This is a genomic window from Floridaenema fluviatile BLCC-F154 (genome assembly GCF_041929135.1).
In the GTDB taxonomy this organism is placed as follows: domain Bacteria; phylum Cyanobacteriota; class Cyanobacteriia; order Cyanobacteriales; family Aerosakkonemataceae; genus Floridanema; species Floridanema fluviatile.
Genome location: NZ_JBHFNS010000093.1, coordinates 24,474 through 46,373, shown reverse-complemented (window position 1 = coordinate 46,373; position 21,900 = coordinate 24,474). Strand labels below are relative to the sequence as shown.

20 protein-coding genes and 1 pseudogene are annotated in these 21,900 nt (G+C 42.4%); 9 read left to right on the top strand and 12 right to left on the bottom strand.

The window, feature by feature from the left end; genetic code table 11:
- Window positions 1-21: 21 nt before the first annotated feature.
- The 4 genes from ACE1B6_RS27165 to ACE1B6_RS27150 form a co-directional block, all read right to left on the bottom strand.
- The gene (locus ACE1B6_RS27165; protein WP_413260426.1) at window positions 22-1,302 is read right to left on the bottom strand and encodes an MFS transporter; all 1,281 of its coding nucleotides are present in this window, start codon (window positions 1,300-1,302) and stop codon (window positions 22-24) included.
- A 207-nt stretch (window positions 1,303-1,509) separates the two neighbouring features.
- Entirely contained in the window at window positions 1,510-2,499 is a 990-nt protein-coding gene (locus tag ACE1B6_RS27160) for an aldo/keto reductase (protein ID WP_413260425.1), read from the bottom strand.
- Between the two features lie 95 nt (window positions 2,500-2,594).
- Complete coding sequence (locus tag ACE1B6_RS27155) at window positions 2,595-3,266, bottom strand: PspA/IM30 family protein (protein ID WP_413260424.1); 672 nt, start codon at window positions 3,264-3,266, stop codon at window positions 2,595-2,597.
- Window positions 3,267-3,427: 161 nt separating this feature from the next.
- Window positions 3,428-4,681 (bottom strand): SPOR domain-containing protein, encoded by a 1,254-nt coding sequence (locus tag ACE1B6_RS27150; RefSeq protein WP_413260423.1) that lies wholly within the window; start codon window positions 4,679-4,681, stop codon window positions 3,428-3,430.
- Window positions 4,682-4,899: 218 nt separating this feature from the next.
- On the opposite strand from ACE1B6_RS27150, the gene ACE1B6_RS27145 reads away from it, so the two are divergent.
- Window positions 4,900-5,052: a hypothetical protein gene (locus ACE1B6_RS27145; protein ID WP_413260422.1), complete on the top strand. Its 153-nt coding sequence runs from the start codon at window positions 4,900-4,902 to the stop codon at window positions 5,050-5,052.
- A 297-nt stretch (window positions 5,053-5,349) separates the two neighbouring features.
- Complete coding sequence (locus ACE1B6_RS27140; protein WP_413260421.1) at window positions 5,350-5,658, top strand: hypothetical protein; 309 nt, start codon at window positions 5,350-5,352, stop codon at window positions 5,656-5,658.
- A gap of 194 nt (window positions 5,659-5,852) precedes the next feature.
- Here the strand turns inward: ACE1B6_RS27140 and ACE1B6_RS27135 are convergent, their stop codons facing one another.
- Both ACE1B6_RS27135 and ACE1B6_RS27130 read right to left on the bottom strand, forming a co-directional pair.
- Window positions 5,853-7,865, bottom strand: a complete 2,013-nt coding sequence (locus ACE1B6_RS27135; protein ID WP_413260420.1) for a DUF4335 domain-containing protein — start codon at window positions 7,863-7,865, stop codon at window positions 5,853-5,855.
- 117 nt (window positions 7,866-7,982) lie between these two features.
- Window positions 7,983-8,570 (bottom strand): DUF3038 domain-containing protein, encoded by a 588-nt coding sequence (locus ACE1B6_RS27130; RefSeq protein ID WP_413260419.1) that lies wholly within the window; start codon window positions 8,568-8,570, stop codon window positions 7,983-7,985.
- A 426-nt stretch (window positions 8,571-8,996) separates the two neighbouring features.
- On the opposite strand from ACE1B6_RS27130, the gene ACE1B6_RS27125 reads away from it, so the two are divergent.
- The 3 genes and pseudogenes from ACE1B6_RS27125 to ACE1B6_RS27115 all read left to right on the top strand — a co-directional run.
- The gene (locus ACE1B6_RS27125) at window positions 8,997-10,586 is read left to right on the top strand and encodes a glycoside hydrolase family 57 protein (protein ID WP_413260418.1); all 1,590 of its coding nucleotides are present in this window, start codon (window positions 8,997-8,999) and stop codon (window positions 10,584-10,586) included.
- 224 nt (window positions 10,587-10,810) lie between these two features.
- Window positions 10,811-11,029: a DUF2283 domain-containing protein gene (locus tag ACE1B6_RS27120; RefSeq protein ID WP_413260417.1), complete on the top strand. Its 219-nt coding sequence runs from the start codon at window positions 10,811-10,813 to the stop codon at window positions 11,027-11,029.
- A 3-nt stretch (window positions 11,030-11,032) separates the two neighbouring features.
- A pseudogene (locus ACE1B6_RS27115) lies at window positions 11,033-11,167 on the top strand (1,4-alpha-glucan branching protein domain-containing protein); the annotation flags it as partial.
- 145 nt (window positions 11,168-11,312) lie between these two features.
- Here ACE1B6_RS27115 and ACE1B6_RS27110 read toward each other — a convergent pair.
- From ACE1B6_RS27110 to petC, 5 genes are all read right to left on the bottom strand, one after another.
- Complete coding sequence (locus ACE1B6_RS27110) at window positions 11,313-12,704, bottom strand: RNA-guided endonuclease InsQ/TnpB family protein (protein WP_413260611.1); 1,392 nt, start codon at window positions 12,702-12,704, stop codon at window positions 11,313-11,315.
- Between the two features lie 202 nt (window positions 12,705-12,906).
- The gene (locus tag ACE1B6_RS27105) at window positions 12,907-13,131 is read right to left on the bottom strand and encodes a DUF6887 family protein (protein WP_413260416.1); all 225 of its coding nucleotides are present in this window, start codon (window positions 13,129-13,131) and stop codon (window positions 12,907-12,909) included.
- Entirely contained in the window at window positions 13,128-13,313 is a 186-nt protein-coding gene (locus ACE1B6_RS27100; protein WP_413260610.1) for a DUF6888 family protein, read from the bottom strand. The genes ACE1B6_RS27105 and ACE1B6_RS27100 overlap by 4 nt, the downstream gene beginning before the upstream one ends.
- Before the next feature lie 112 nt (window positions 13,314-13,425).
- Window positions 13,426-14,418, bottom strand: a complete 993-nt coding sequence (petA, locus tag ACE1B6_RS27095; RefSeq protein ID WP_413260415.1) for a cytochrome f — start codon at window positions 14,416-14,418, stop codon at window positions 13,426-13,428.
- Window positions 14,419-14,538: 120 nt separating this feature from the next.
- Window positions 14,539-15,078 carry a cytochrome b6-f complex iron-sulfur subunit gene (gene petC / locus ACE1B6_RS27090; RefSeq protein ID WP_413260414.1) on the bottom strand — a complete coding sequence of 180 codons (540 nt, stop codon included), beginning with the start codon at window positions 15,076-15,078 and terminating at the stop codon, window positions 14,539-14,541.
- 219 nt (window positions 15,079-15,297) lie between these two features.
- Here petC and ACE1B6_RS27085 point away from each other — a divergent pair, with 219 nt between their 5' ends.
- From ACE1B6_RS27085 to ACE1B6_RS27075, 3 genes are all read left to right on the top strand, one after another.
- Window positions 15,298-15,615 (top strand): DUF3067 family protein, encoded by a 318-nt coding sequence (locus tag ACE1B6_RS27085; RefSeq protein WP_413260413.1) that lies wholly within the window; start codon window positions 15,298-15,300, stop codon window positions 15,613-15,615.
- A 49-nt stretch (window positions 15,616-15,664) separates the two neighbouring features.
- Complete coding sequence (locus tag ACE1B6_RS27080) at window positions 15,665-17,110, top strand: HlyD family secretion protein (RefSeq protein WP_413260412.1); 1,446 nt, start codon at window positions 15,665-15,667, stop codon at window positions 17,108-17,110.
- 435 nt (window positions 17,111-17,545) lie between these two features.
- On the top strand, window positions 17,546-19,792 hold the full coding sequence (locus ACE1B6_RS27075; RefSeq protein ID WP_413260411.1) for a glycosyltransferase: 2,247 nt from the start codon (window positions 17,546-17,548) through the stop codon (window positions 19,790-19,792).
- 175 nt (window positions 19,793-19,967) lie between these two features.
- Here the strand turns inward: ACE1B6_RS27075 and ACE1B6_RS27070 are convergent, their stop codons facing one another.
- Window positions 19,968-20,105, bottom strand: coding sequence for a hypothetical protein (locus tag ACE1B6_RS27070; protein ID WP_413260410.1), 138 nt, complete (start codon window positions 20,103-20,105; stop codon window positions 19,968-19,970).
- Between the two features lie 455 nt (window positions 20,106-20,560).
- On the opposite strand from ACE1B6_RS27070, the gene ACE1B6_RS27065 reads away from it, so the two are divergent.
- Entirely contained in the window at window positions 20,561-21,883 is a 1,323-nt protein-coding gene (locus tag ACE1B6_RS27065; RefSeq protein WP_413260409.1) for a nucleotide sugar dehydrogenase, read from the top strand.
- Window positions 21,884-21,900: the final 17 nt, after the last annotated feature.

Here is a 21,900-nt window from a genome sequence, read left to right as displayed (position 1 = left end):
ATGGCTTTTCACACAGATTTTTTAATTTTTAGCTGAGGGAATGATACCTTTTTCGGCATAGATAGGATGTACAAATGGTTTGAGTCGAGGGAGTTGTCGGGCAAAAATTAAGGAACCTAAAATGCAAAATATACCGCCGATTATCACTGTATTAGGCGCACCAATATAATTAGCTAGTCCGCCAGCAAACAAGTTACCAAAGGGGATAACTCCGAAAAATGCCAATGTGTAAATACTGAGTACTCTGGCTCTTTTATCATCTTCAACTATTGTTTGTAATAAGGTGTTACTGGAGGCAAATTGTAAGATAAAACCTAGCCCGATTACAAACATCATTAATAGGGAAAGCCACAATGCACGAGATAAGCCGAAAGCAACTAATCCAACTCCCATAATTGCTGGTGCATAAGCAATTATTTTACCAAGTCCAACAACACTTTTGCGACTGCTGAGATACACCGCACCTACTAATGCCCCAATTCCTGACGCTGCCATTAAAAAGCCTAAAGCATCTGGGCCTCCATTTAAGATTTTTGTGGCAAAAATGGGGGCTAAAATTGTATATTGCATTCCCATGAAACTGACTAATGCTAGTAGCAAGATGATGGCGCGAATTGGAGGAAAAGTGAAAGTATAAACAAATCCTTCTTTTAAACGTTGTAAAGAATTTCCTTTAATATTTAAGGGGACAATATGAGGCTTAAGTTTCATTGATAATAAGGCGGAAATTACGGCAATGTAGCTAAGTCCATCGATGAGAAAGCAATATCCTGCGCCTATAGTGGCTAAAACTATTCCGGCAATAGCTGGGCCAATTAATCTGGCTCCATTAAACATAGCAGAATTGAGAGCGATCGCATTTGCTAAATCATCTCTCTTTTCCACAATTTCTGATACAAAAGCTTGACGTGCTGGCGCATCAAAAGCATTTACTGTACCCTGAAATAAACTGAGCAAGATTAAATGCCAAATATCAATCACTCCTGTTAAGGTTAAAATAGCTAAAGCTAAAGATTGAATCATTGATAATACTTGGGTGGCAATAATCACTCGATGGCGATTCCATTTTTCCACAAATACCCCAGCAATAGGGAGGAATACTACACTCGGTACTTGACTTGCAAATCCCACTATTCCCAATAACCAAGGTGATGTTGATAGTTTATAAACTAGCCAAATGGCAGCGACTTGAGTCATCCAACTGCCTATTAATGATAAACCTTGTCCGGCAAAGAAAAGGCGATAATTTCTCGATTTAAATGCTGGTATATTGGGAATAAACTTTTTTGCGATGATAGCCATCTCTGTTGGTTACTTAACATTTCTTCAATTATTACTGAAAATTCGGTTTTAGGGGGTAGTCGAAGAGTGAATTTATAACTTAAGTAAGAAGGGCAAATTGAGTTATAATTAAAAGTTTTAAAGTAGTTAGCGATCGCTTCCACAAAAAGACGATCGCTAAGTTAGTTAATCATAAACATTCGCAAAAAAGCCATCTTATATCTTAGGTTAGAGGTTAACAGCTTTCATGGCGAATTCCGGGTAACGTTCACCAGAAGCGACACCTTTTGGCGCAATGCGATCGAGCATTTCCAACTCACCCAAACTTAAAGCAACTCCTTCCGCTGCTGCTACATTTTCCTCTAAATATTTAACTCTTTTTGTACCCGGAATTGGCACAATATCCTCACCTTGAGCTAACAGCCAAGCTAAAGCTAATTGGGAAGGTTGACAATCTTTTTCTTTCGCTAATTCTTCAATCTTTTTTACTAAATCCAAATTCTTGGAAAAATTCTCTCCTTGAAAGCGAGGTGAAAAACGTCGCCAATCATCCGGCGCTAAATCATCAATACTCTTAATTTGCCCAGTTAAAAAACCTCTACCTAAAGGACTATAAGCCACAAAAGCAATTCCTAAATCGCGACAAGTTGGCAAAATTTCATCTTCAGGATCGCGAGTCCAAAGGGAATATTCTGTTTGTAAAGCGGTAATTTGATGTACTACATTTGCCCGTCGAATTGTTTCCGGCGCAGCTTCCGAAAGCCCCAAAAAACGCACCTTTCCCGCTTGCACCAACTCCGCCATTGCACCAACAGTTTCTTCAATTGGCACATTCGGATCGACACGATGTTGATAATAAAGATCGATCGCATCTATTCCCAAACGTTGCAGACTCGCATCACAAGCTTGGCGGACATATTCCGGTGTTCCATTAACACCTAAAAACTCACCATTTGCCGATCGTACATTACCAAACTTCGTAGCCAAAATCACTTCATCCCGGCGATTTTTAATTGCCCTTCCCACCAATTCTTCATTTTTTCCCACACCATACATATCAGCAGTATCGAGAAAATTTACACCCAAATCTAAGGCACGATGAATAGTAGCAATTGACTCCTCCTCATCGCCACCTACATAAAATTCTGACATTCCCATACAGCCTAATCCGATGCAGGAAACATTTAAAGAACTCTTGCCCAATTGATGGTATTTCATATTTCTACAAATCGCTACTAATTTAGAGGCTAGCAGAAATGGAGATGGGGAAACAGAGAAGTTTATTAACTCAAAACTTTCCCAGCCCTCAATCCCTAATCCCCAGTCCCACCAACAATTCTTTGCTTCATTCGCGCCAACTCAGCATCAACATCACTTCCCCTTTCCAAAGCCGCAAACTTACTTTCTAACTCCCGACTTCCCATATTTTCAATCACCTCTGAGCGAGCTTCCAATTCCAAAATCTTCTCCTCCATTCGCTCAAAAGCCCGCAAAGTTCCACTAGGATTATATCTATCCATTAACTCATTCATTTTCGCCGCTGCCTGAGCCGATCGCGCACGAGCAATATACATATCCTTCCGCATTCTCGCCTCAGCAATCTTACCCTCCAAAGTTCTTAAATCTTGCTTCAGCTTAGTAATAATAGTCTCTTGAGAACTAACTTGCCCTTGCAACGCTTGAACAGTTTCCGCATAAGACTTACGTCGAACTAAAGCTTCTCTAGCTAACTGTTCATTTCCCTTTTCTAGCGCCAACTGAGCACGATCGTACCAAGAATCAGCATGAGACTGAGCCCCATTCACATCCCGTTCCGTCCGCTTTTTAGTCGCAATAGCCGCCGCCACCGCTTGTCGCAACTGAATCAAATCCTCCTGCATCTCCAAAACAGTTTGTTCGAGAATCTTCTCAGGATCTTCCGTCTTATTAATTAAATCACTTACATTTGCCTTAATTACTCGCACAACCCGATCGATCAATCCCATCACCGCTGCTCCCAACGCATTCCTACTTCTTATGCTACAAGTCCCAGGAGCAGGGGGGCAGAGGAGCAAGGGGGCAGGGGAGCAGAGGGGCAGGGGGGCAGGGGAGAAATTTATCCTTCAGCCTTCAAGCCTTCTGCCTTCTGCCTTCTACCTTCTACCTTCTAAAGCCGATAGACTCTGGCAGAAATTCCCTGCTTTTTCAAATCCTGCACTTTCTTTTGCGCCGCCTTTTCATCAGGAAAGGCAGACAATTGAATTGCCTTACCTTGTTTGAGTTGACGTACCAAAGCTTTTGGTGCAACTTTGCGAGCTTGGGCTAAACTGCGATCGCCACCATAAGACATAATCACCAAAAACTTATTCTCCGCCTTCTTCGTCACAGTCGGCTTTTTCGCCCCAGGCTTACTACCAGCAGCCGCCTGCGGCGAACTCACCACCTTCGGCGGTGCCGTCGGAATAGGCGGTTGTGCCACCTGTGGCGGAATAATACCCGACTGAACCGCAGGCGGAATCAAAGCCGAAGGTAAATCCAACCGATTATTCACCGCCGCCGGACTAGGTAACGGCGCAGGAGGATTAACAGGAACTTGAGTTTTCGTCGCACCCGGAGCCACCTGACTCACAGCAGAACCCCTGGGATTCACCGTAGCCAGCGTCTCCAAATTCAAATCCACAAACTCCTGCTCCGCCAAATTCGGCGAATTCGGAATCCCACCAGCATTTTTACCACCTCCAGCCGCCACCCTAGAACTCTCAGACTGTTTATTACCAGCCAAATGGCTAATCGTCGCCGGATTCATCGCCACAAAACCCAGAACAGCTGCCGCCACCAACAACAACAGCATCGAACCAATCCCCAAAGGAGTCATTAACTTATTATTAGGGCTTGCCGTTGGCTCAACAAACTCATCTTCTTCCAGATTATTCAGCAACGCTTCCGACGACTCTAAATACTCATCTGGCAACCTTTTCCCTACAGGATTTCCTAAACCCAAACTAGGACTTGGCGATTCTAACCTCGCTTCCCCAGCCACCTTTGCATTTCCATTTAACACAGGTGCAACAGCAGCAGTCTCCTCATTTCCAGACAAAGGCATTGTTTCCTCCGCCCCAGAATCATCATTTAACAGCGGCTCTGCCACAGACTCTTTTTCTTTTTCTTTTACTGATGCAGTAGGCAAATGAACCTGGCTCTCTGTAGCAGTAACAGAAATCAAATCCAAACCCTTCTTACCAACAGCACTCTTAGACACACCTCCCTGGCGCACTTGTTTAATCGAACGTTTACGGCGATATTGAACTATTTCTTCCTCTAGCTGCACATCTAAACAGCTAAGCACACCCTGCACCACCGGAGAGCAAGGTTGGTTGCGGGTGGTTTCTGGCAATGGCTCAACAGGTGAAAGTTGATTCATGGCTAAACTTCTTTACTAGTAAGGACAATTATCGGAGATAAACTCATTTGTCGCTACTTCAGCTTATACAGCTGATACAACTTTCTCTCCCATCTAAAAAATTGAGCAAAAGCAGGACAGCTGAACAGTTTAAGTAACCTACCTGAATTTTCCTACTTTAGATAACTTCTCATACTTAAGTAAGATTTTTCTTAATCAGATATCTGCTCTAATTTACAGTGATTCAATTCAGAATTGCCTTTTCCCAGCAGCGAAAACTAGGGAGTAACGCAGAAATCTTTCCCAGTATTTACCCGATCGCCAAAATACCATATCTCATTTTACTAGATAAAGTAACTGAAAAATATTCCTTCAGCATTATTCCGGTATAAACTTATTTATAAGTGAAATCTCTACAGTAAAGACATTTAACTATTATAGGATAACCACTTGGCGTTTGCATTGATCCCAACTCTGTTCTTATAGAGAATAACCGAGTTATCGCTTACATGATGTATAAGTTTATTAACGTAAAAGTGAAAAGAATCTAAAATTTAATTTTTCTTTGGGATCGCTACAACCCTTGCAGCATAAATATTTGAAGCCGAATTTTGTCTTCCAGCAATTTGCGATAAATAGATTAGGAATAAAATTTCGCAGTGATAGCTGCAAAGAAGTAGAGAAAACAAATGGCGCTTAATCCTGTTACTTCAGCCTGTAAGTCCTGTCGGTATTACACCCCAGAAGGAAGACGAGGTGGAAATTGCCAACAGCTTGGTGTTCCTGTTCGAGGTGGCTGGAAAGCCTGTTCCTTAGCTCTACCTCCTTTTGCACCTTCTTGGGAAAGCTTAGAAGAAATCTTCAATTTACAAAGTGAGGTGCTAAAAATAACTGAGGTAATGCCCAAGGAAACTGCTCAACATACTCCTGTAGAGGACATAGAACCAAAATATGTTGACACCTACAAAGCTTCACAAATTGAAACAATGTCTGTGTAATCACTTACCAGTTTGTAACTAAAAAAATAAAAATTTAATAAATCAAGATTTTTTCTTTAAGCTCCAAACAAAATCGCACCTCCTGAAAAAAGGTAGGTGCGATTTTTATAAGTTTTGACTAGGGACGAAGCATTCCGTTACCCAACAAATTATTGCCGGAATGCTTCACCCTTACAGAGATAAATAGAAGAAAATCAATTCAAAGTCTGCAAACGGGTTTCCACCTTACCATTCTTGTGCAAAATCAACAGAATTTCGGGAGTTCGTCCTCCTTCCACCGGAGAAACAAAAGGTTCACCCACCAAAGGCATTTGAGTCCGGTCTAAGTAAATCTGTGCTACTTGTCCCCTGGGAGTTATTTGTTTAATCGTACCGTCAGCATTAAGAGCTAAAGTATACTCAATTTGATCTTGAGTCAAACTAGAAGGTGGTTGCCAGCGTTGCTGAAAAAATTGTCTAGCTTCCGCCACTTGTGGTATTTGATCGAACAGAGAGTTATTACCACTAGCATTTCTAGCCGAGCTATTCTTGGGAGTAGTGTCACTAGCCAAAGCCGCCACAGTCGGACTCCCAGAAGTTTCGCTAGCTGTAACTTCTGAATCCTTTTTATCGACTGTTTCTGTAGCTTGACCATTTTGCTGTCCTCTGAGTGTATTAGAAAACAAAGGTTCAGCAGTAGAAGTTCCCAAGTGATGACCTAATCCAGCCAACTGAGGATTTTCTTTTGGCTTTGGCTTGGCGGCGGGACTCGGTTTCACTTGAGTTTGGGTGTTTGGCTCAGAACCAGAATTTAAGGGAGTTGTAGCTAGCGGTGTTGTCGAAAGGTTGGACAGTATTGGTGATAGTGGCGCTGGTGTTTCTCTGGGAAACATTTGTATAGAAGTGGGGCTAGGAGAAGTAGTTTGTGGAGCGTTTCTAGTTTGTTGATTGTTTCTAGTTTGCGGTTTTACTTGAGTTGCTGGTGTGGAATTGACGGGTGATTTTTTCGTGTTAGTCGGTGTTGTATTGTTATTTACAGGAATATTAATTGTTCCTTGAGATGTTACACCAGAATTAGACGGAACGCTGGGTGTGCCAGTTGGTAAGTTACCAATGCGATAAGTTCCGGCTGGCAATCCTCCGGGAGAAGTATTAGGAGTGATGCTCAGAGGTGGAATTTGAGCCGGAGTACCGGGGGTGTTGTTTCCTGGCGAAGTGGGATTAGGGGTTTGGTTGCCTAGTAGTCCGGGTGGAGATGGTAGAGTTTGGGGAGAAGTTCCAGGTGGTGTTACTACTACTCCGGGGGTTGGTGCAGGTAAAGGTGAGGGAATGGCAGCGACTTGTGGCTGTGCAGGATTAAGATTATTTGGGTCTGTTGTGGGGTTAATAACGGCGGGTGCTGTTTCTGGAGTGCGCTTTCCTTGGTCTAGCATTTTGGCAACACCTGCGGTTAAGCCAACTGTTACTGCTACCATTGCGGCAGAGATTGCCCAGTAGGGAGGAAGTTTTCGCCCAGAGGTGCTGCGATTATTGGGTAAACCTTTTTGTTCGGCTGTGTATTCTTCTAGGGCTGTGGCTAGGTCGAATAATTGTAGCAAACTCAGGTTAATTGCTCGCCCTGATTCTGGAGTAGCTAAAGAGCCCAGGAATAAATCGTGAGAAAGTAAGTTGCGAGGTTGTAAGTAAATGCCGCTATTTACTTGTGGGAATTGCAGATTTTGTGGGGGTAAGTTGGTTGTGTCAGGGGCAGTAGTTGGTTGATAATTCTCTTCTGGGGCGGGATGTGGGTTAGTTGCGGCTGTTTCTGGTAGTTCGCTTGCGAAGTCCTGCTCAGGAGAGATGTTGATAATCTCGTTTTCCTCTGGTTGTAACTGAGCAATTTCACTTTGGTCAGTAAATGAGGGTGTATTTGTGGCTTCGGTGGTGGTTGGTGTTTGTTCTGGTGCGGTGAGTACGGAATGCCATCCGGGGAAGTTTTCTGGTTTTTGGACGAGAAATTCTTGAATGTATGTTTTTACTTCTTGGTGAAGTGCTTCTAGTTGGGTTTTGTCGCCATGAATGGTGATTCGCTGTTCTTCGGGTAGTCTTGGGTCGTCGAAGTTCAGGGAAAAGTTGAGGTTTTTGAGTGTTGAACGACCAACCCAGCGAAATAGGGGTAAGCCTTGGGAATTTATTTCCAGGGTGCAGGTAGGTGGGGTGTAGCGTCGCAGAAGTGAGTTGGAAGACATAATGGTTATGGTTGAATTCGTCAGGGAAATCTAATTTCTTAGGTTTTGAGTTAAGAGGATTTACGCACTGATACTAAAATTAAGTGGAATGGTGCGTTATGTTGTCTCTAACGCATCTTACGGATAGAGGTTTTGTTGAGGTTCTGGGTGGGTTTTTTCTAAGAGGGAGAACCAGAGGCGCTGATGTCCGCTGGATGTGCTGTAGAAAAGTAAATCCATTATTTTTTTGAGTGCCAGTTGAGTTAAGGCTTCTTTTGATAATATGGTTTGGTGTTTCATGCCCTCAGAGTATAGCTTGCTGAAGGTGTTGATGTAGTCGTTTAGCAAACTGGAGGTTTGCAGTTCTCGTTGTTCCTCTGTTAGTTGTTCGAGGAGGGCTACGGCGCGGCGAATTAGTTCTTGGTGTTGTTTGGCTAGATGATTGATAATTAGGGTTAGCGATCGCAAATCTTCCAGATTCAATCTTTCATTCTCCGGCTGATTTCTCTGCCAAATATCCATTCTCTCTTCTGCTGATGGCATATTTAACTGGCTTGCTGCTGTCAGTATTGCTTGTTCGTCAACTCCTGCCAATGCTTCTAAAGCTAGAAATGTTTCGTCTAGTTGGCTTTTCATGTTGCTCAACTGCACTGGGTCCAGTGAGGAGGTTAAGGTTAATTCCTCTCTTTCGCTGACTAGGGTAGGCGATAATCGTTGTAATTGCATAAATCCACAGTGCTCGACAACATACAGGAATTTTAATGAAATTTGAGGGAAGCGATCGCTAAATTTAGGCAGAGGGGCAGGGGGGCAGAGGGGCAGGGGGGCAGGGGGGCAGGGGGGCAGAGGGGCAGGGGGGCAGGGGGCAGGGGGGCAGAGGGGCAGAGGGGCAGGGGGGCAAGAAAACTTCTTAACTCAAAAGTCTCTCCAGGGCGGGTTTTGTTGTTAATTCTTCTGCTGTGAGTCAAGGATTTTCTGCTAAACCCGCCCCTACAACTCAAAACTCCCCAATCCCCAATCAAATCAGCAAATTTTAGCAAAGTTGCTACTAGATTTCTCTTCTCCCACTGGTTTCGACTAAAATCTTAAAATACTGCAAAAGCTTCCCTTTACTGCCGCAGTTTGACCCAATTTCAACACGGCTGATTCACTATGGCTATTGGCTACCTTGCCCTTGTTCTTCATGCCCACTTACCTTTTGTGCGGCACCCTGAGAGTGATTATGTCTTAGAAGAAGAGTGGCTTTATGAAGCCATTACAGAAACTTACATTCCTTTGTTACGGATATTTGAGGGATTAAAGCGAGACGGTATAGATTTCAAAATCACCATGACGCTGACACCACCGCTGGTGTCGATGCTGCGCGACTCTTTGTTGCAAGAACGTTATGACGAACACTTAGCTAAGTTACAAGAACTGGCTGAAAAGGAAATCGAACATAACCGTCATCATGGTCATTTGAAGTACTTGTCTGAGTTCTATGCTAAGGATTTTCAACAGACTCGCGAGTACTGGGAACGTTATGGTGGTGACTTGGTGAAGGCTTTTAAGCAATACCAAGACAGCAATAATTTGGAGGTGATTACTTGTGGGGCGACTCACGGTTATTTGCCTTTAATGAATATGTACCCGCAAGCAGTTTGGGCGCAGATTAAGGTTGCTTGCGAACATTACGAGGAAAGTTTTGGTCGTCCGGCTAGAGGTATTTGGTTGCCGGAATGTGCTTATTATTATGGTTTGGAGCGAATGCTGGCTGATGCTGGTTTACGCTATTTCATTATTGATGGGCACGCGATGCTTTATGGTCGTCCTCGTCCGCGGTTTGGTACTTATACTCCGGTGTTTACGGAGTCGGGTATTGCGGCTTTTGGTCGGGACCATGAATCTTCACACCAGGTTTGGTCTTCTCAGTTGGGTTATCCTGGAGATCCTGAATATCGGGAATTTTACAAGGATTTGGGTTGGGAGGCGGAATATGAGTATATTAAGCCTTACATTATGCCCAATGGTCAGCGGAAGAATACTGGGATTAAGTACCATAAAATCACTGGTCGGGGGTTAGGTTTGGGTGAGAAGGCTCTTTATGACCCCTATTGGGCGCGGGAAAAGGCTGCGGAACACGCGGGTAATTTTATGTACAACCGCGAGCAGCAGGTGAGGCATCTATATAATGTGATGCAGAAAAGACCGATCGTTCTTTCTCCTTATGATGCAGAATTGTTCGGTCATTGGTGGTATGAAGGCCCTTGGTTTTTAGATTCACTGTTTCGTAAGTCTTGGTATGACCAAAGTACTTATGAAATGACTCATTTAGCTGATTATCTGCGGAAGTACCCGACTCAGCAAGTGATTCGGTTGGCTCAGTCGAGTTGGGGTTATAAGGGTTTTCATGAGTATTGGTTGAATGAAACTAATGCTTGGATTTATCCTTATTTGCATAAGTCTGCGGAGAGAATGATTGAGTTGGCTAAGCGAGAACCTGCTGATGAGTTGGAGTGGCGGGCTTTGAATCAGGCGGCGCGTGAGTTGTTGTTGGCGCAGTCTTCTGATTGGGCTTTTATTATGCGGACTGGGACGATGGTTCCTTATGCTGTGAGGCGGACGCGATCGCATTTGATGCGCTTTAATAAGCTTTATGATGACATCAATGCTGGCAAAATCGATAGTGGTTGGTTACAAAAAGTTGAGGGAATAGATAATATTTTTCCCAATATTAACTATCGCACTTATCGATCGAGCTAATTGCTGTTTTCGCTGTGCGAATGTCTACAGCAGCTAACACCAACGCCCTTCCTTAACTTGCAAAATCTCATCAACCGGGTTTCTCCTTAAATTACCAGAAACCCGGTTAATCATTCCCTATATTGTGAATATGGATAAGCCAACGTGAAACTAATTAGATTAACTAATCACGCTCAAGAGCAAGCAGTTGAAAGAGGTTTATACTTTTTAGTTTTGAGGTATCTATGAAAATTACTTATGATTCGGAAATTGATGCTCTCTACATTAGACTTGCGGAGGGTGAGCATCAGTGCCGCACTTTACAATTAACTGAGGAAATTGCTTTAAATATTGGTAAAAATGAGTTGTTAGTAGGTATAGAAATTTTAGATGCTAAAGAGGTTTTAGGTTCTGGAAATGTTCCTAATGTAGTCCTAGAAAACATATCTTTTACTGTAGTTTAGACATCGCATTTGATGCGCTTTAATAAGCTTTATGATGACATCAATGCTGGGAAAATCGATAGTGGTTGGTTGCAAAAGGTTGAGGGAATAGATAATATTTTCCCCAATATTATCTATCGCACTTATCGATCGAGCTAATTGCTGTTTTTTTGGTTGGCGAGTTGCTTTCTTAACTTGCAGAATCTTATCAACCGGGTTTCTCTTTAAGTTTCAGAAACCCGGTTTTTGTATCAATGTAAGCCTATGAATTCTTGACATCTCCCCCATTTGAAAAAGGGGGATTCTAAAAGGATGTTGCTACGTGGTCTAAAGACACACTTCGCAACGCCTTTTTACGATATGATTTAGAAAGTTTTCTATCTAAATCAATTCGTTGTGGCAGTGCCAAACTGCTTCTACCCACCTCGGCTAGGCACAAGCCTAGCTGTGTGGCTACTTTTTTAATTATGTTAGCTGCACCATTGGCATCAGCATTAATTAGATGACCCAACTTTGTTTTATACAAACCACGCTTAATTCTTGTACCAGATGCCTTCCACGTTGCGGGTTTTTCACCGTGTTTTGGTAGAGAATCACCATCAAGAAATGAAGCTTTGGAAGTATAGGCTTCTTCGGTAATTGTGAGTGCAATTCCGTACTCACGACAAAGTTGTTTGAGCCTTTCAATTAACCGCCCTGTAGGAATCGCCACAAAGTTTTGATTGTTCCTTTTCCCCATATCAGAGCAGTTTTTCTGTTCTTCATTCCAACCAATAACTAAATTTCCTACTCGGTCATTTAAGCATTGATTGATAATAAACCTAGCAGCTTTATTGATGGCATCGCGCATTTGGTTGTTACGCTTGCGCTGCACTCTATCTAAATTAGTATCCCAATAAAACTCGGATTTGCCTTGTTTATACTTAGCCACCAAACGACAATAACCTTGATTCATTGATTTTAGCTTTCTGCCATCAATGATTAAGCTTTTACCGTGAGTAGAAACGCCAGTCAGCCAATTAGTCCCACCATGATCGAATCCCCACGCTTGGGTGTAATCTAAGTTTGGATTGATATTAATCGGCTTTTTACCGTCATCAATTATCCAATCGATCCAGAACCCTCCTAAATTAGGGCGAATTCTCACTTCTCTTACCCAGTCAACATCAATAAATTCTGGCAAAGGAAGCGAAATCTCTGTTATTAATTCTGGCTTAGTTCCCCGGCTTATAGACGGATAAAAGCACCCATTTTTATAAATGAGTGCTTGTTTTGGAAAGGTAATTGCTGCCAATCCACCCTTCTTTCGGTATCTAGGTAGCGATGGTCTGTCAACTTCTCCTTGGTAGTAAAGATCTACCAATTTGTTGTAACTATTAATTGATTCGCCAACGGTTTGCAATGTCTGTTGTGCTGTTTGGGCTGCTACTGCTTTATAGTGGGGATTTTCTTTCAGGATTTTGTCTAATTGCTGGTAAGTTGTATGACATTTGTATGCCTTCCAGCCGGAGCGCAATTCATCACCAACCCAGTAAGTTGTCAAAGCATTGTCCATGCTTGACAACCTATCGTAGTGGGTTTGACGAGTATGGTAAATAGCACAGTTTATTAGGCTATTTGAGTTTTTGCATTGGTCAACCCAAAAGGCTTTTTCTTCTTCGGTAAAGTTGGCTTTAATTGGAATAGTTTTAAACAGATTCATCACCTCCTTTTATTTTATTAGTATAGCTTAAAGAGATACAAGGGGATAAATCCCCTTGAGTCGCGTTTCATCCCCTGCTTAAAAGCTAGGGGTTCTCACGCTCCCATATTTTTCCGATAGCCAATAAAATCAGGGATATCGGGTCAACTGCTGGAGTTTAGTCTAGTATCCAGAAGATAAAATGATTATTGATTTGTTAAATTGCTTTATCGTGTGGTTCAGAACTTTTCCGAATATGTTCAACAAATTCAGGATAATTATCTAGATCTTCAGCTGATTCTAAAGGTGGCATTTCGATCCAGGTAGCTTCTGCGTGTAATTTGTCTATATAAGCATAAAAGGCTTCTTGGTCATCTCGGTGAGCAAGAACGTAAGCTTGTAAATCTTTCTGACTCATTGCTTTAAAATTAGGTTTGCTCATCTTACATACCTCCATTGACCGTTGGGGTAGATCTCAATAATATTTTCCTCACCAGCCAAAAAGAAAATATTGCCTGTGCGATCGTCAATCCGCACTATATTGATAGGCAAATACAGTTTACTGAACCATACACACAAATTGAAGCATTGTGTTTTTTGCTCTGATGTGGGAATTCTTGGCACGCTCTTATCTAGTCTAATCAATATTAAGTGTAACACTGAAGTTTTTCAATAAAAAAGACGGGTCATTTGCCCGTCTTTTTTATTATTTTGTCATTTAAATCGAAAGCCAAACTTAGAAATTCATTTCTGCGGCTTGGACTTTTTCGATTTGTTTCTTCTTCAAAACGAGGAAAGTTTGAGAAAGCATAATTGCAGCGAAGAAAGCCATTAACCACTTAATGCGATTAGGATCTTGCAACACAATTTCACCGTCATCTTGACCAAAACCGCCGACATTGGGGTTATTGGTCAAAAGTGCGCCTGCGCTTACAGTTTCGCCTTCGGTAACGATTAATTCTGGGCCAGCAGGGATAGTTTCGACTACAGTTTCACCAGATTCAGTTTTAATGGTTACTTCGTAGCCACTATCTTCAGTTGTGGCAATCTTGGAGATTGTGCCTGCAACTGAAGCATTGTAAACGGTATTATTGGTTTTATCGCCAGTGGGATAAACTTGTCCGCGTCCGCGATTACCGCCTACGTGAACGGCATATTTACCGAAGTGAATATTTTTGTCTGTTTTAGGATCGGGAGAGAGGACTGGGAAAACAATTTCCTGATATTGATCGCCCGGTAAAGGCCCGATGATGACAACGTTTTCTTGGTCTTCGCTGTAAGGTTGATAGTATAGCCCTTCGACTTTTTCCTTCATTTCTTCGGGAATGCGGTCTTCTGGGGCGATTTTGAAACCTTCAGGTAACATCAATACTGCGCCGACATTTAAACCGCCTTTAGATCCATCGCTGAGTACTTGTTGTGCTGCGGTGTCGTAGGGGACTTTAACAACTGCTTCAAATACTGTGTCTGGGAGGACGGACTGAGGAACTTCTACATCTGTGGGTTTTGCTGCTAGGTGACAGTTAGCGCAAACGATGCGTCCTGTAGGTTCGCGGGGGGTTTCGGGTGCGGTTTGTTGCGCCCAAAATGGGTAGGCAGCAGCGGATTGAGGGAAGACCAAATCGGAGGTCAGGAATAGTCCTAAAGTAGCGATCGCCACCAAGAACAGTTTGGCGATTCTTGCTTTTTGTCTATTCAGCAACGTCGCCGCTAAACAAGCTTTTTTCATCTGTTACAAATAGATTCCGTGACAAGCTTTTAATCAATACATTGAAGGCTTCTGTTAGTAAACTTTAGATTTTTGACTTGCTGAATAAATCGAAAATCCCAAATCTAAAATCTAAAATTTCTATGCCCACCAAGGTTTTTCCCCAGTGCGGAAGTCGGTTTCTGTCCAAGGCGTAAAGTTAACTTTGTCGTCTTCGACATTAGCGTGAACCAATGCTAGAGACAGAGGTGCTGGACCTCTAACCACCTTGCCAGTGCTGTCATACTGGGAACCATGACAGGGACATTTAAACTTGTTTTCTGCGATATTCCAAGGAACGACGCAGCCCAAGTGAGTGCAGATGGCGTTGATGCCGTAATCTGCGATTTGCTTGTCTTCTGTGACTACAATGTAAGTTGGATCGCCTTTTAGTCCTTGAGCTAAGGTGCGATCGCCTGCATTGTGAGTATTGAGGAACTCGCTAGCGCCGATCGCGTTGCCCAAAGCATCTTTAGCGATTACGCCACCACCAGCACCGCCTTTTGTGGGGGGAATAAAGTATTTGACAACGGGATACAGTGCCCCCAAAGCTGTTCCTGTAATTGTGCCGAAAGTTAGGAGATTCATAAACTGACGACGACCCATATCAGGTGCGTCAGCAGATCCGGAGATTTGAGCCATAACCTATGCTGGAGTCTGTATCTTTTCGTTAACTACCCTGGAACTCACACCCCAAAACTTTTGGGAATTGGGATGGTGAAGTGCAATTTCCCGTGAGGGCAATCTCCCAAAAATCCTTTGAGAAACTGGTTTACAACTTTCATCTGGTATTATTACATTTTTTGATCCCCCTCTCATAATTTATTGACATCAATCAAAAGACGTTAATTTAATTAGGTCATGACCGGAGCAAACTTACGTCAACTGTTGCTGAATAAGTGGGGACGCTCTTACGATATACAAATAAGGCGGACTCAGGGCAAGATTTTTGTCCAGATAATGTGGAAGTATTTAGAACAAGCATCTTTCCCTTTAACAGAAGCAGAGTATATGGCACGTTTAGATACGGTTGCTAGTTACCTGTTAGCTTGGGGTGCTAGTTTACAGGTGCAAGATTTTGTGGAACAGACACGCGATCGTCCCCGTTTGGGCAAAGCCGTCAGTATTCCGATCGACTTGGGTGAACTTTCATCCGAGTGGCTGATTGAAGACTTTTGAAGCTGATTTTTGCCGAATTCTTAGGTTCATTACTAGTAAATAGCGAATTATGGTAGACAAAGTTGACGTTAAAGGGTCAGTCGCCGCGCCTGTGGAAGAAAAGAAGCCGATTCCTTGGCGACGATTGGCTGTAGGTACAATGTTTGTTTTGCTCGGATTAGCAGCGGCTGGTGTGGGGGTTAGTCTAATTTCCTATCGAATGACGCACTATATTGTTGAATCTGGCTTAATTAATGGTCGAACTACTCAGTTACGTTCTCCGATCGATGGCAATGTGAAAGCTTTTTACGCTAGACCGGGTGTATCGGTGCGATCGGGACAAGTCTTAGCCCGGATTGGTGTCGATCCTAGCCCACAACAAGAACAAATTCGTTTGCAAATTGAACGTACCCAACAAGACCAAAAACAACAACAGAACGCATTTCAGCAACAACGGTTACAAATTGAAGGTGAAGTTCAAACCAATCTGACTCAGTTAACCTCTGCTCAACAAACTCTCGAAATCCTCAAAAGTCAATTGCTTGACATCAATCGTCAGTATAATTCTGTAGGCAAGGTGAATGTTCAGCTGGCGAATAAAGAAGTGGCGCAAGCTAAAGCGGCTTTAGACGCAGCTAACGCTAAAACTACTGCGGCTCGGTTAGATTATGAACGCTATGCACAGCTACTCAAAAATGGAATTGTCCCCCAGCAAAAAGTGGATCAATTACGTTTTGCTTGGGAGTCAGCCAAGGCGGAAGTTCAACAAGCACAGGCAAATTTAAATGCTGCCAAGGATTCCTTGCGAGCATTTCAAACAGGCGTAACTATAAATAACAACACTACCAGCATTTTGGATCAACGCACTAAATTAATGCAGTTAATTCAAACGCAAACGGTGTTAGTTAATACCCTAAAAACTCAGTTAGATAGTGCTAGGGAACGATTGAAGCAAACTCAAGCTTTTAAACCAAATTCGATTCTACAACCAGTCAGCACTACCAAACGCTACCTGGCTCGCCAAGATTACGAAGTTGCAGCGCCATTTGCCGGAATTGTTTACAAAACCGATCGCGAACCCGGAGAACAAATCAACCGGACCGAAGCGATCTTAACCATGTTAGACTGCAACGAACTTTGGGTGGAAGCCGTAGTTCCCGCCAGTGAAGTCAGCAGTCTGCAAATCCAAAAACCCGTCAGCGTGCAAATAGCTGGTTATCCTGAAACTATTGCCGGAGAAATTGACTTAATTCAGCCAGTTAGCGGTCAAGGGATCGCTCAACAGTTACCATCCACTCAGGCACAAGCTCTCTCTCCCAGCGTGCCCCCTAACTTAGCAGGTCAACCTCTAGCCAGAGTCACAGTCAGAATTCCTCCCCCACCGCAATACACCCAATCTAATCAGTTTTGTGGGGTGGGACAGTTAACTCGTTTAACTTTCCAAAAGAAGCCAGTAGATTTACCTAGCTGGCAAAGTTTGGGTCTCAGTAATTTCCGCTTACCCGGTCAAAGCTGACTCAGCTACATTTTTCTTCTGCCAAAGTTATCTTTGAATGTCACAATGTCGTCATTTTTCCCTAGTTCAAATCTCAGCGATTTTCCGCTATTTTTAGCGAGGAACTACTGACGGCATTGTTGGTAAATGTGTAATTTTTGTGAAGAAGTGGAAAACTTTACAGTCAAACTGTAATAATTTGATGAAGAGATAGAGAAAAGGTAGTCAGTTAGAAAAGGGATTCAGTAATCTTACAGATATGTACAGACAATAGAGAATTGTCTAACAACCATCAGCAAGAGAACTTCATCCCTGTATAAACATGGTATTCATTTTAACAGTACTAAAAGGAAAATTCCAGTCACTTCTGGAAAATCTCTCTTTTTTGTTTACAAAGATTTATTTAATTGCTCAATCCGCAAGGGCAGAGTCTAGAACTGAGGGCTAGAAAGGGATATGAGTACATCAGTAAATCCTTGGAAAACACCAAAACTTTACCTCAACTTACTAGCTCTGCTGTCGATTTCTGCTTGTGGATTTGCCGGACTCTATTATTTTAGCCCGCAGCTAGAAATATCCGTTTATGGTGGGTGGGCAGCAGTATCAGTAGGAACACTGGGAGCAATTAGGTGGAGTTGGTTTGGCTTTCATTTGCTCCGGGGTTGGTACTATCGTAAATGGGTATTTGCGCGTTGGCGACGGAAAGCGAACCGAATACCCTTGGAAGATTTGCCGACAGCTTGTTTAATTGCGCCGACTTTTAAAGAGAAACCTTGGATTACGGATAAGGTGTTTCGGGCGATCGCCAACAATGCCAAAAGTCTGATTAATCCAACGATCGTAATTGTAGTCACCACGCCGGAGGAAATTGAAGCGATCGGTAAAATCCTCGAAGAAGAAGACCCAGAGCACAAGTACATTAAATATATGCCAATGCTCGATCCTGCTGGAGGGAAACGCAAAGCATTAGCAGAAGGCTTAAGACTATTAGCTCGTTCCAATCCGCCAAAAAACACCATTGTCGGTTTAATGGATGGAGACGCAGTAATTAACCCTGGAGTCCTCAAAGGTTGCTTACCATTCTTTAATATGTTCCCCAAAATGGGTGCATTAACCACCGATGAACGTGCCACAGTTTTGGGTTCCAAATTTTTTGAAGAATGGCTAGTTTTAAGATTCGCCCAAAGACACTTATATATGTGTTCCCACGGACTTTCTAAAAAAGTGCTGTGTTTGACAGGGCGTTTCTCCTTATATCGAGCCGAAGCTGCACTCAATCCCACCTTCGCCGACTTGCTAGAAAAAGATATGCTCAACGATTGGTTGTGGGGCGAATTTAAATTCCTTTCTGGCGACGACAAAAGTACTTGGTATTGGGTACTCAAAGAAGGATACGACATGATGTACATTCCAGACGCAATGGTAGATACGATCGAAACCATCTCTGGATCTGTACCCATGCGAGCTTACCAAAATATGCGGCGTTGGTTCGGAAATATGCTCCGTAACGGTAGCCGAGCCCTTCTCCTGGGGCCCAACAAAGTAGGTTGGTTTATTTGGTACTGTATCATTGACCAAAGGCTGAGCATTTGGACGGCACTGATTGCACCTGGATTAATGATTATTTATGCACTCACAGGCGATTGGATCAAACTCGGCTTAATCTTTTCTTGGCTGACTTTTACTCGCGCCTTAAGTTTAATCATTTTTTCCCTTGGTAGAGATGATTATCTCAGACCAATACATCTTATCTATATGCTTGCCTCACAGTGGAGTTCATCACTAATCAAGATTTACACACAGATGAACTTAGCCAAGCAAAAATGGTCTAACCGCGGCAATCAAAAAACGGACATTGCTGGTACAGGTTTCGGAAAATGGCTCAAACTCAGCACTTCTAGCTTTCTTTACTATGCACAGTTGTTTGGCTTCGCCATTTTCTTATGTTCAATGGCGAAAGTGTTCAGTCCACCTGATGACTTGCCGAACTTCTGGTGGCACGCTAATGTGCAAACTAAACCTGCACCAATGCAAATTGTTAAAGCGATTAACTACGGGATTTTACCTAATGACGGGAAAGATGATGGTGCTGCACTGCAAAAATTAATTGCCAGTTTACCTCAAGAGGGCTTAATTCAAGTTAATTTACCCATTGGTGAACTAGATTTGTTTCAGCCTGTGGAAATCAACCGCAGCAATATAATTATTAAAGGTCAAGGTGCTGGACGCACGGTAATTAAAGCTCATGTGAGCCGAAAAGTTCCAGATTCGTTTATTACTATTAAGCCGCCAAACTTTAGCAAAAATCTTATGGCTAGTAGTTCCCAAATCGAGACAGTTTCAGAAGATAATTCAAGTATTCCCACACTGATTAATGTGGAACTTAGTCGTTTTTCTCTGGAAGTCGTCCCCCCCAAAGAATCAGAATTAAACTACAAAGTAGACAGTATTGTGCTCGATAGAGTAGAGAAAGCTGCTTTAAAAAATATTCAGTTTGAACAGAGTCAGCCTCATGCTTTAGTACTTAACAATACTCAAGGTGTAAATGTCGAGTACATAGCTATAGAAGGAAATTTTGATTGTATGAATTCTAGTACGGTAGATTCCCACCAAGAAAGTCTTTGCTTAAACGAACAAATTGCCCAAAAGAATGCTGTAAATACAGTTATTAAAGGAATTAATCTCCCTACAGGTTCTTCATGAAGTAGTTTGATTTAGATCGCTTATTAACGAGTAGGGTGTGTCAGAGGGTAAAGCCTGATATAGAAAGGGAAATATCTAAATCTGACGCACCCTACAATATGACTTTTAGATGCGTAACAGCTTAGTGTTTTAAATTCTTTTTAGTCTTCCCTCCTTTAAAGGAGGGATTTGCTTTTTATCTGAGATTTTGCACCTGCGCTTTTAGCCCGCCTGGAAATTGATTTCCGGGCGGATTTTGGGGCTGGTGCAAGATCTCATTTATGCCAGCTACTAAGGTTTCATAACGAAAGAAGTTGACACAATTATTAGTCATAAAATAAAATTTTGCTTTCTACTGTACAATGTAATTGCTAGTGTTAAATTTATCATCTCTAATAAGATTGAACTGGGATTAATACCCTAATAATACTTACTTAAATTACAATTGCGATCGAGATATACTGCTTATTTTTCCTATTTCAGTAATATTACTGAAATGAGTAAACGCTAATTTTTTTTATAGGTACAACTACGTATATCAAAAGTAGTAATTCCAAACATACTTAACTAGTTTTAGTGTATTGCAATACCTTGATTGTGTGGTTATTATGAAGCAATTTCACTAGAGAAAAGTACAAGTGTGATGTTTTGATGAAGTTGCGAGAAAACACTAGCCAACCAGAGAGGAAATTCAGTAATCTTACAGAGAAGAACGGACGAAGAGTTCTGAAGACAAAGACAGTCCGAAACAACATTTCATCCCTGTATAAACATAGAAAAGGTGCAATTATGCGAATTTTAGTTTGGGGCTTAGGCTATGTAGGCACAGTAGTATCTGCTTGCTTTGCGGAAATGGGTCATGAAGTTGTTGGTGTAGAAACCAACATCGAGAAAGTTAAAGCTTTCAATGAAGGAAGAAGCCCAATTGTTGAACCAGAGTTAGATGATTTAATTGCTTCGGGAATCAAAAAAGGCAACCTGAAAGCAGTTAACAAGGGTAAAGAATATGTAGCTTGGGCGGATGTGTCACTGATTTGCGTAGGAACACCTAGCGCCCCAGATGGTTCTCCAGTGATGACCTACATTGAAAGTGCAGCCCGTGAAATTGGGGAAGGTCTGCGAGATTCTAATAAATATCATGTAGTAGTATTACGGAGTACGGTATTTCCCGGAGTTTCCCGAAATTTATTAGCTAAAATTGTCGAAAAATATTCTCACAGTAAAGCTGGAGAAGGTTTTGGTATAGCAATTAATCCAGAGTTTTTGCGGGAAACTACGGCAGTCAGAGATTTCTACGAACCACCTTACACGGTAATTGGCGAATTAGATGCTGCTAGTGGAGATATGGTAGCTGGTTTATATGAGAGTATTAAAGCGCCAATTTACCGTGTGGGTTTGGAAGAAGCAGAATTGTTGAAGGTGATTAATAATTCTTTCCATGCGCTGAAGGTGGGTTTTGCGAATGAAATCGGTCGGATTGGTGATGCGTTAGGTTTGGACAGCCGTGCGATTATGCAATTGGTCTGTGCAGACAATAAGTTGAATATTTCTCCGAAGTATTTAATGCCTGGATTTGCTTTTGGTGGTTCTTGCTTGCCGAAGGATTTGCGATCGCTAATGTACAATGCACGTCGCTTAGGTGTGGAAGCGCCTATTGTTGACTCGATTTTACCTTCTAATACATTGCACATTGAGGCGGCGAGAATCAAGGCTCATGAACTGAAAGCTAAAAAGATTGCTATTTTGGGTTTAAGCTTTAAGGGTGGTACTGATGATTTGCGGGAAAGTCCCATCATTGCGCTGATTCGCGAGTTGTGGCGTGATGGAATGCCGATGATGGTTTACGATCCAGATGTGCAAATTGAGAAAATGTTAGGTAGCAATCTGGAGTATTTGGAAAGACAGTTGCCGCAAATTCATCAATTGGTAAGTTCTGATTTGAATCAAGTGCTCAAAGAATGTGATGGCATTGTGCTTTCTAAGCAACATCCTGTGTTTAGTACGGCGTTGCAATCGTTGAATGGTCGTTTGCCTGTTTTAGACTTGTCTCGTTGGGAAGTTCATTCAGCTGCTGCGATCGAGAAGCCTGTTCTTTCTCAAATAGCTGCTTAGTTTGCTGATATTTTATG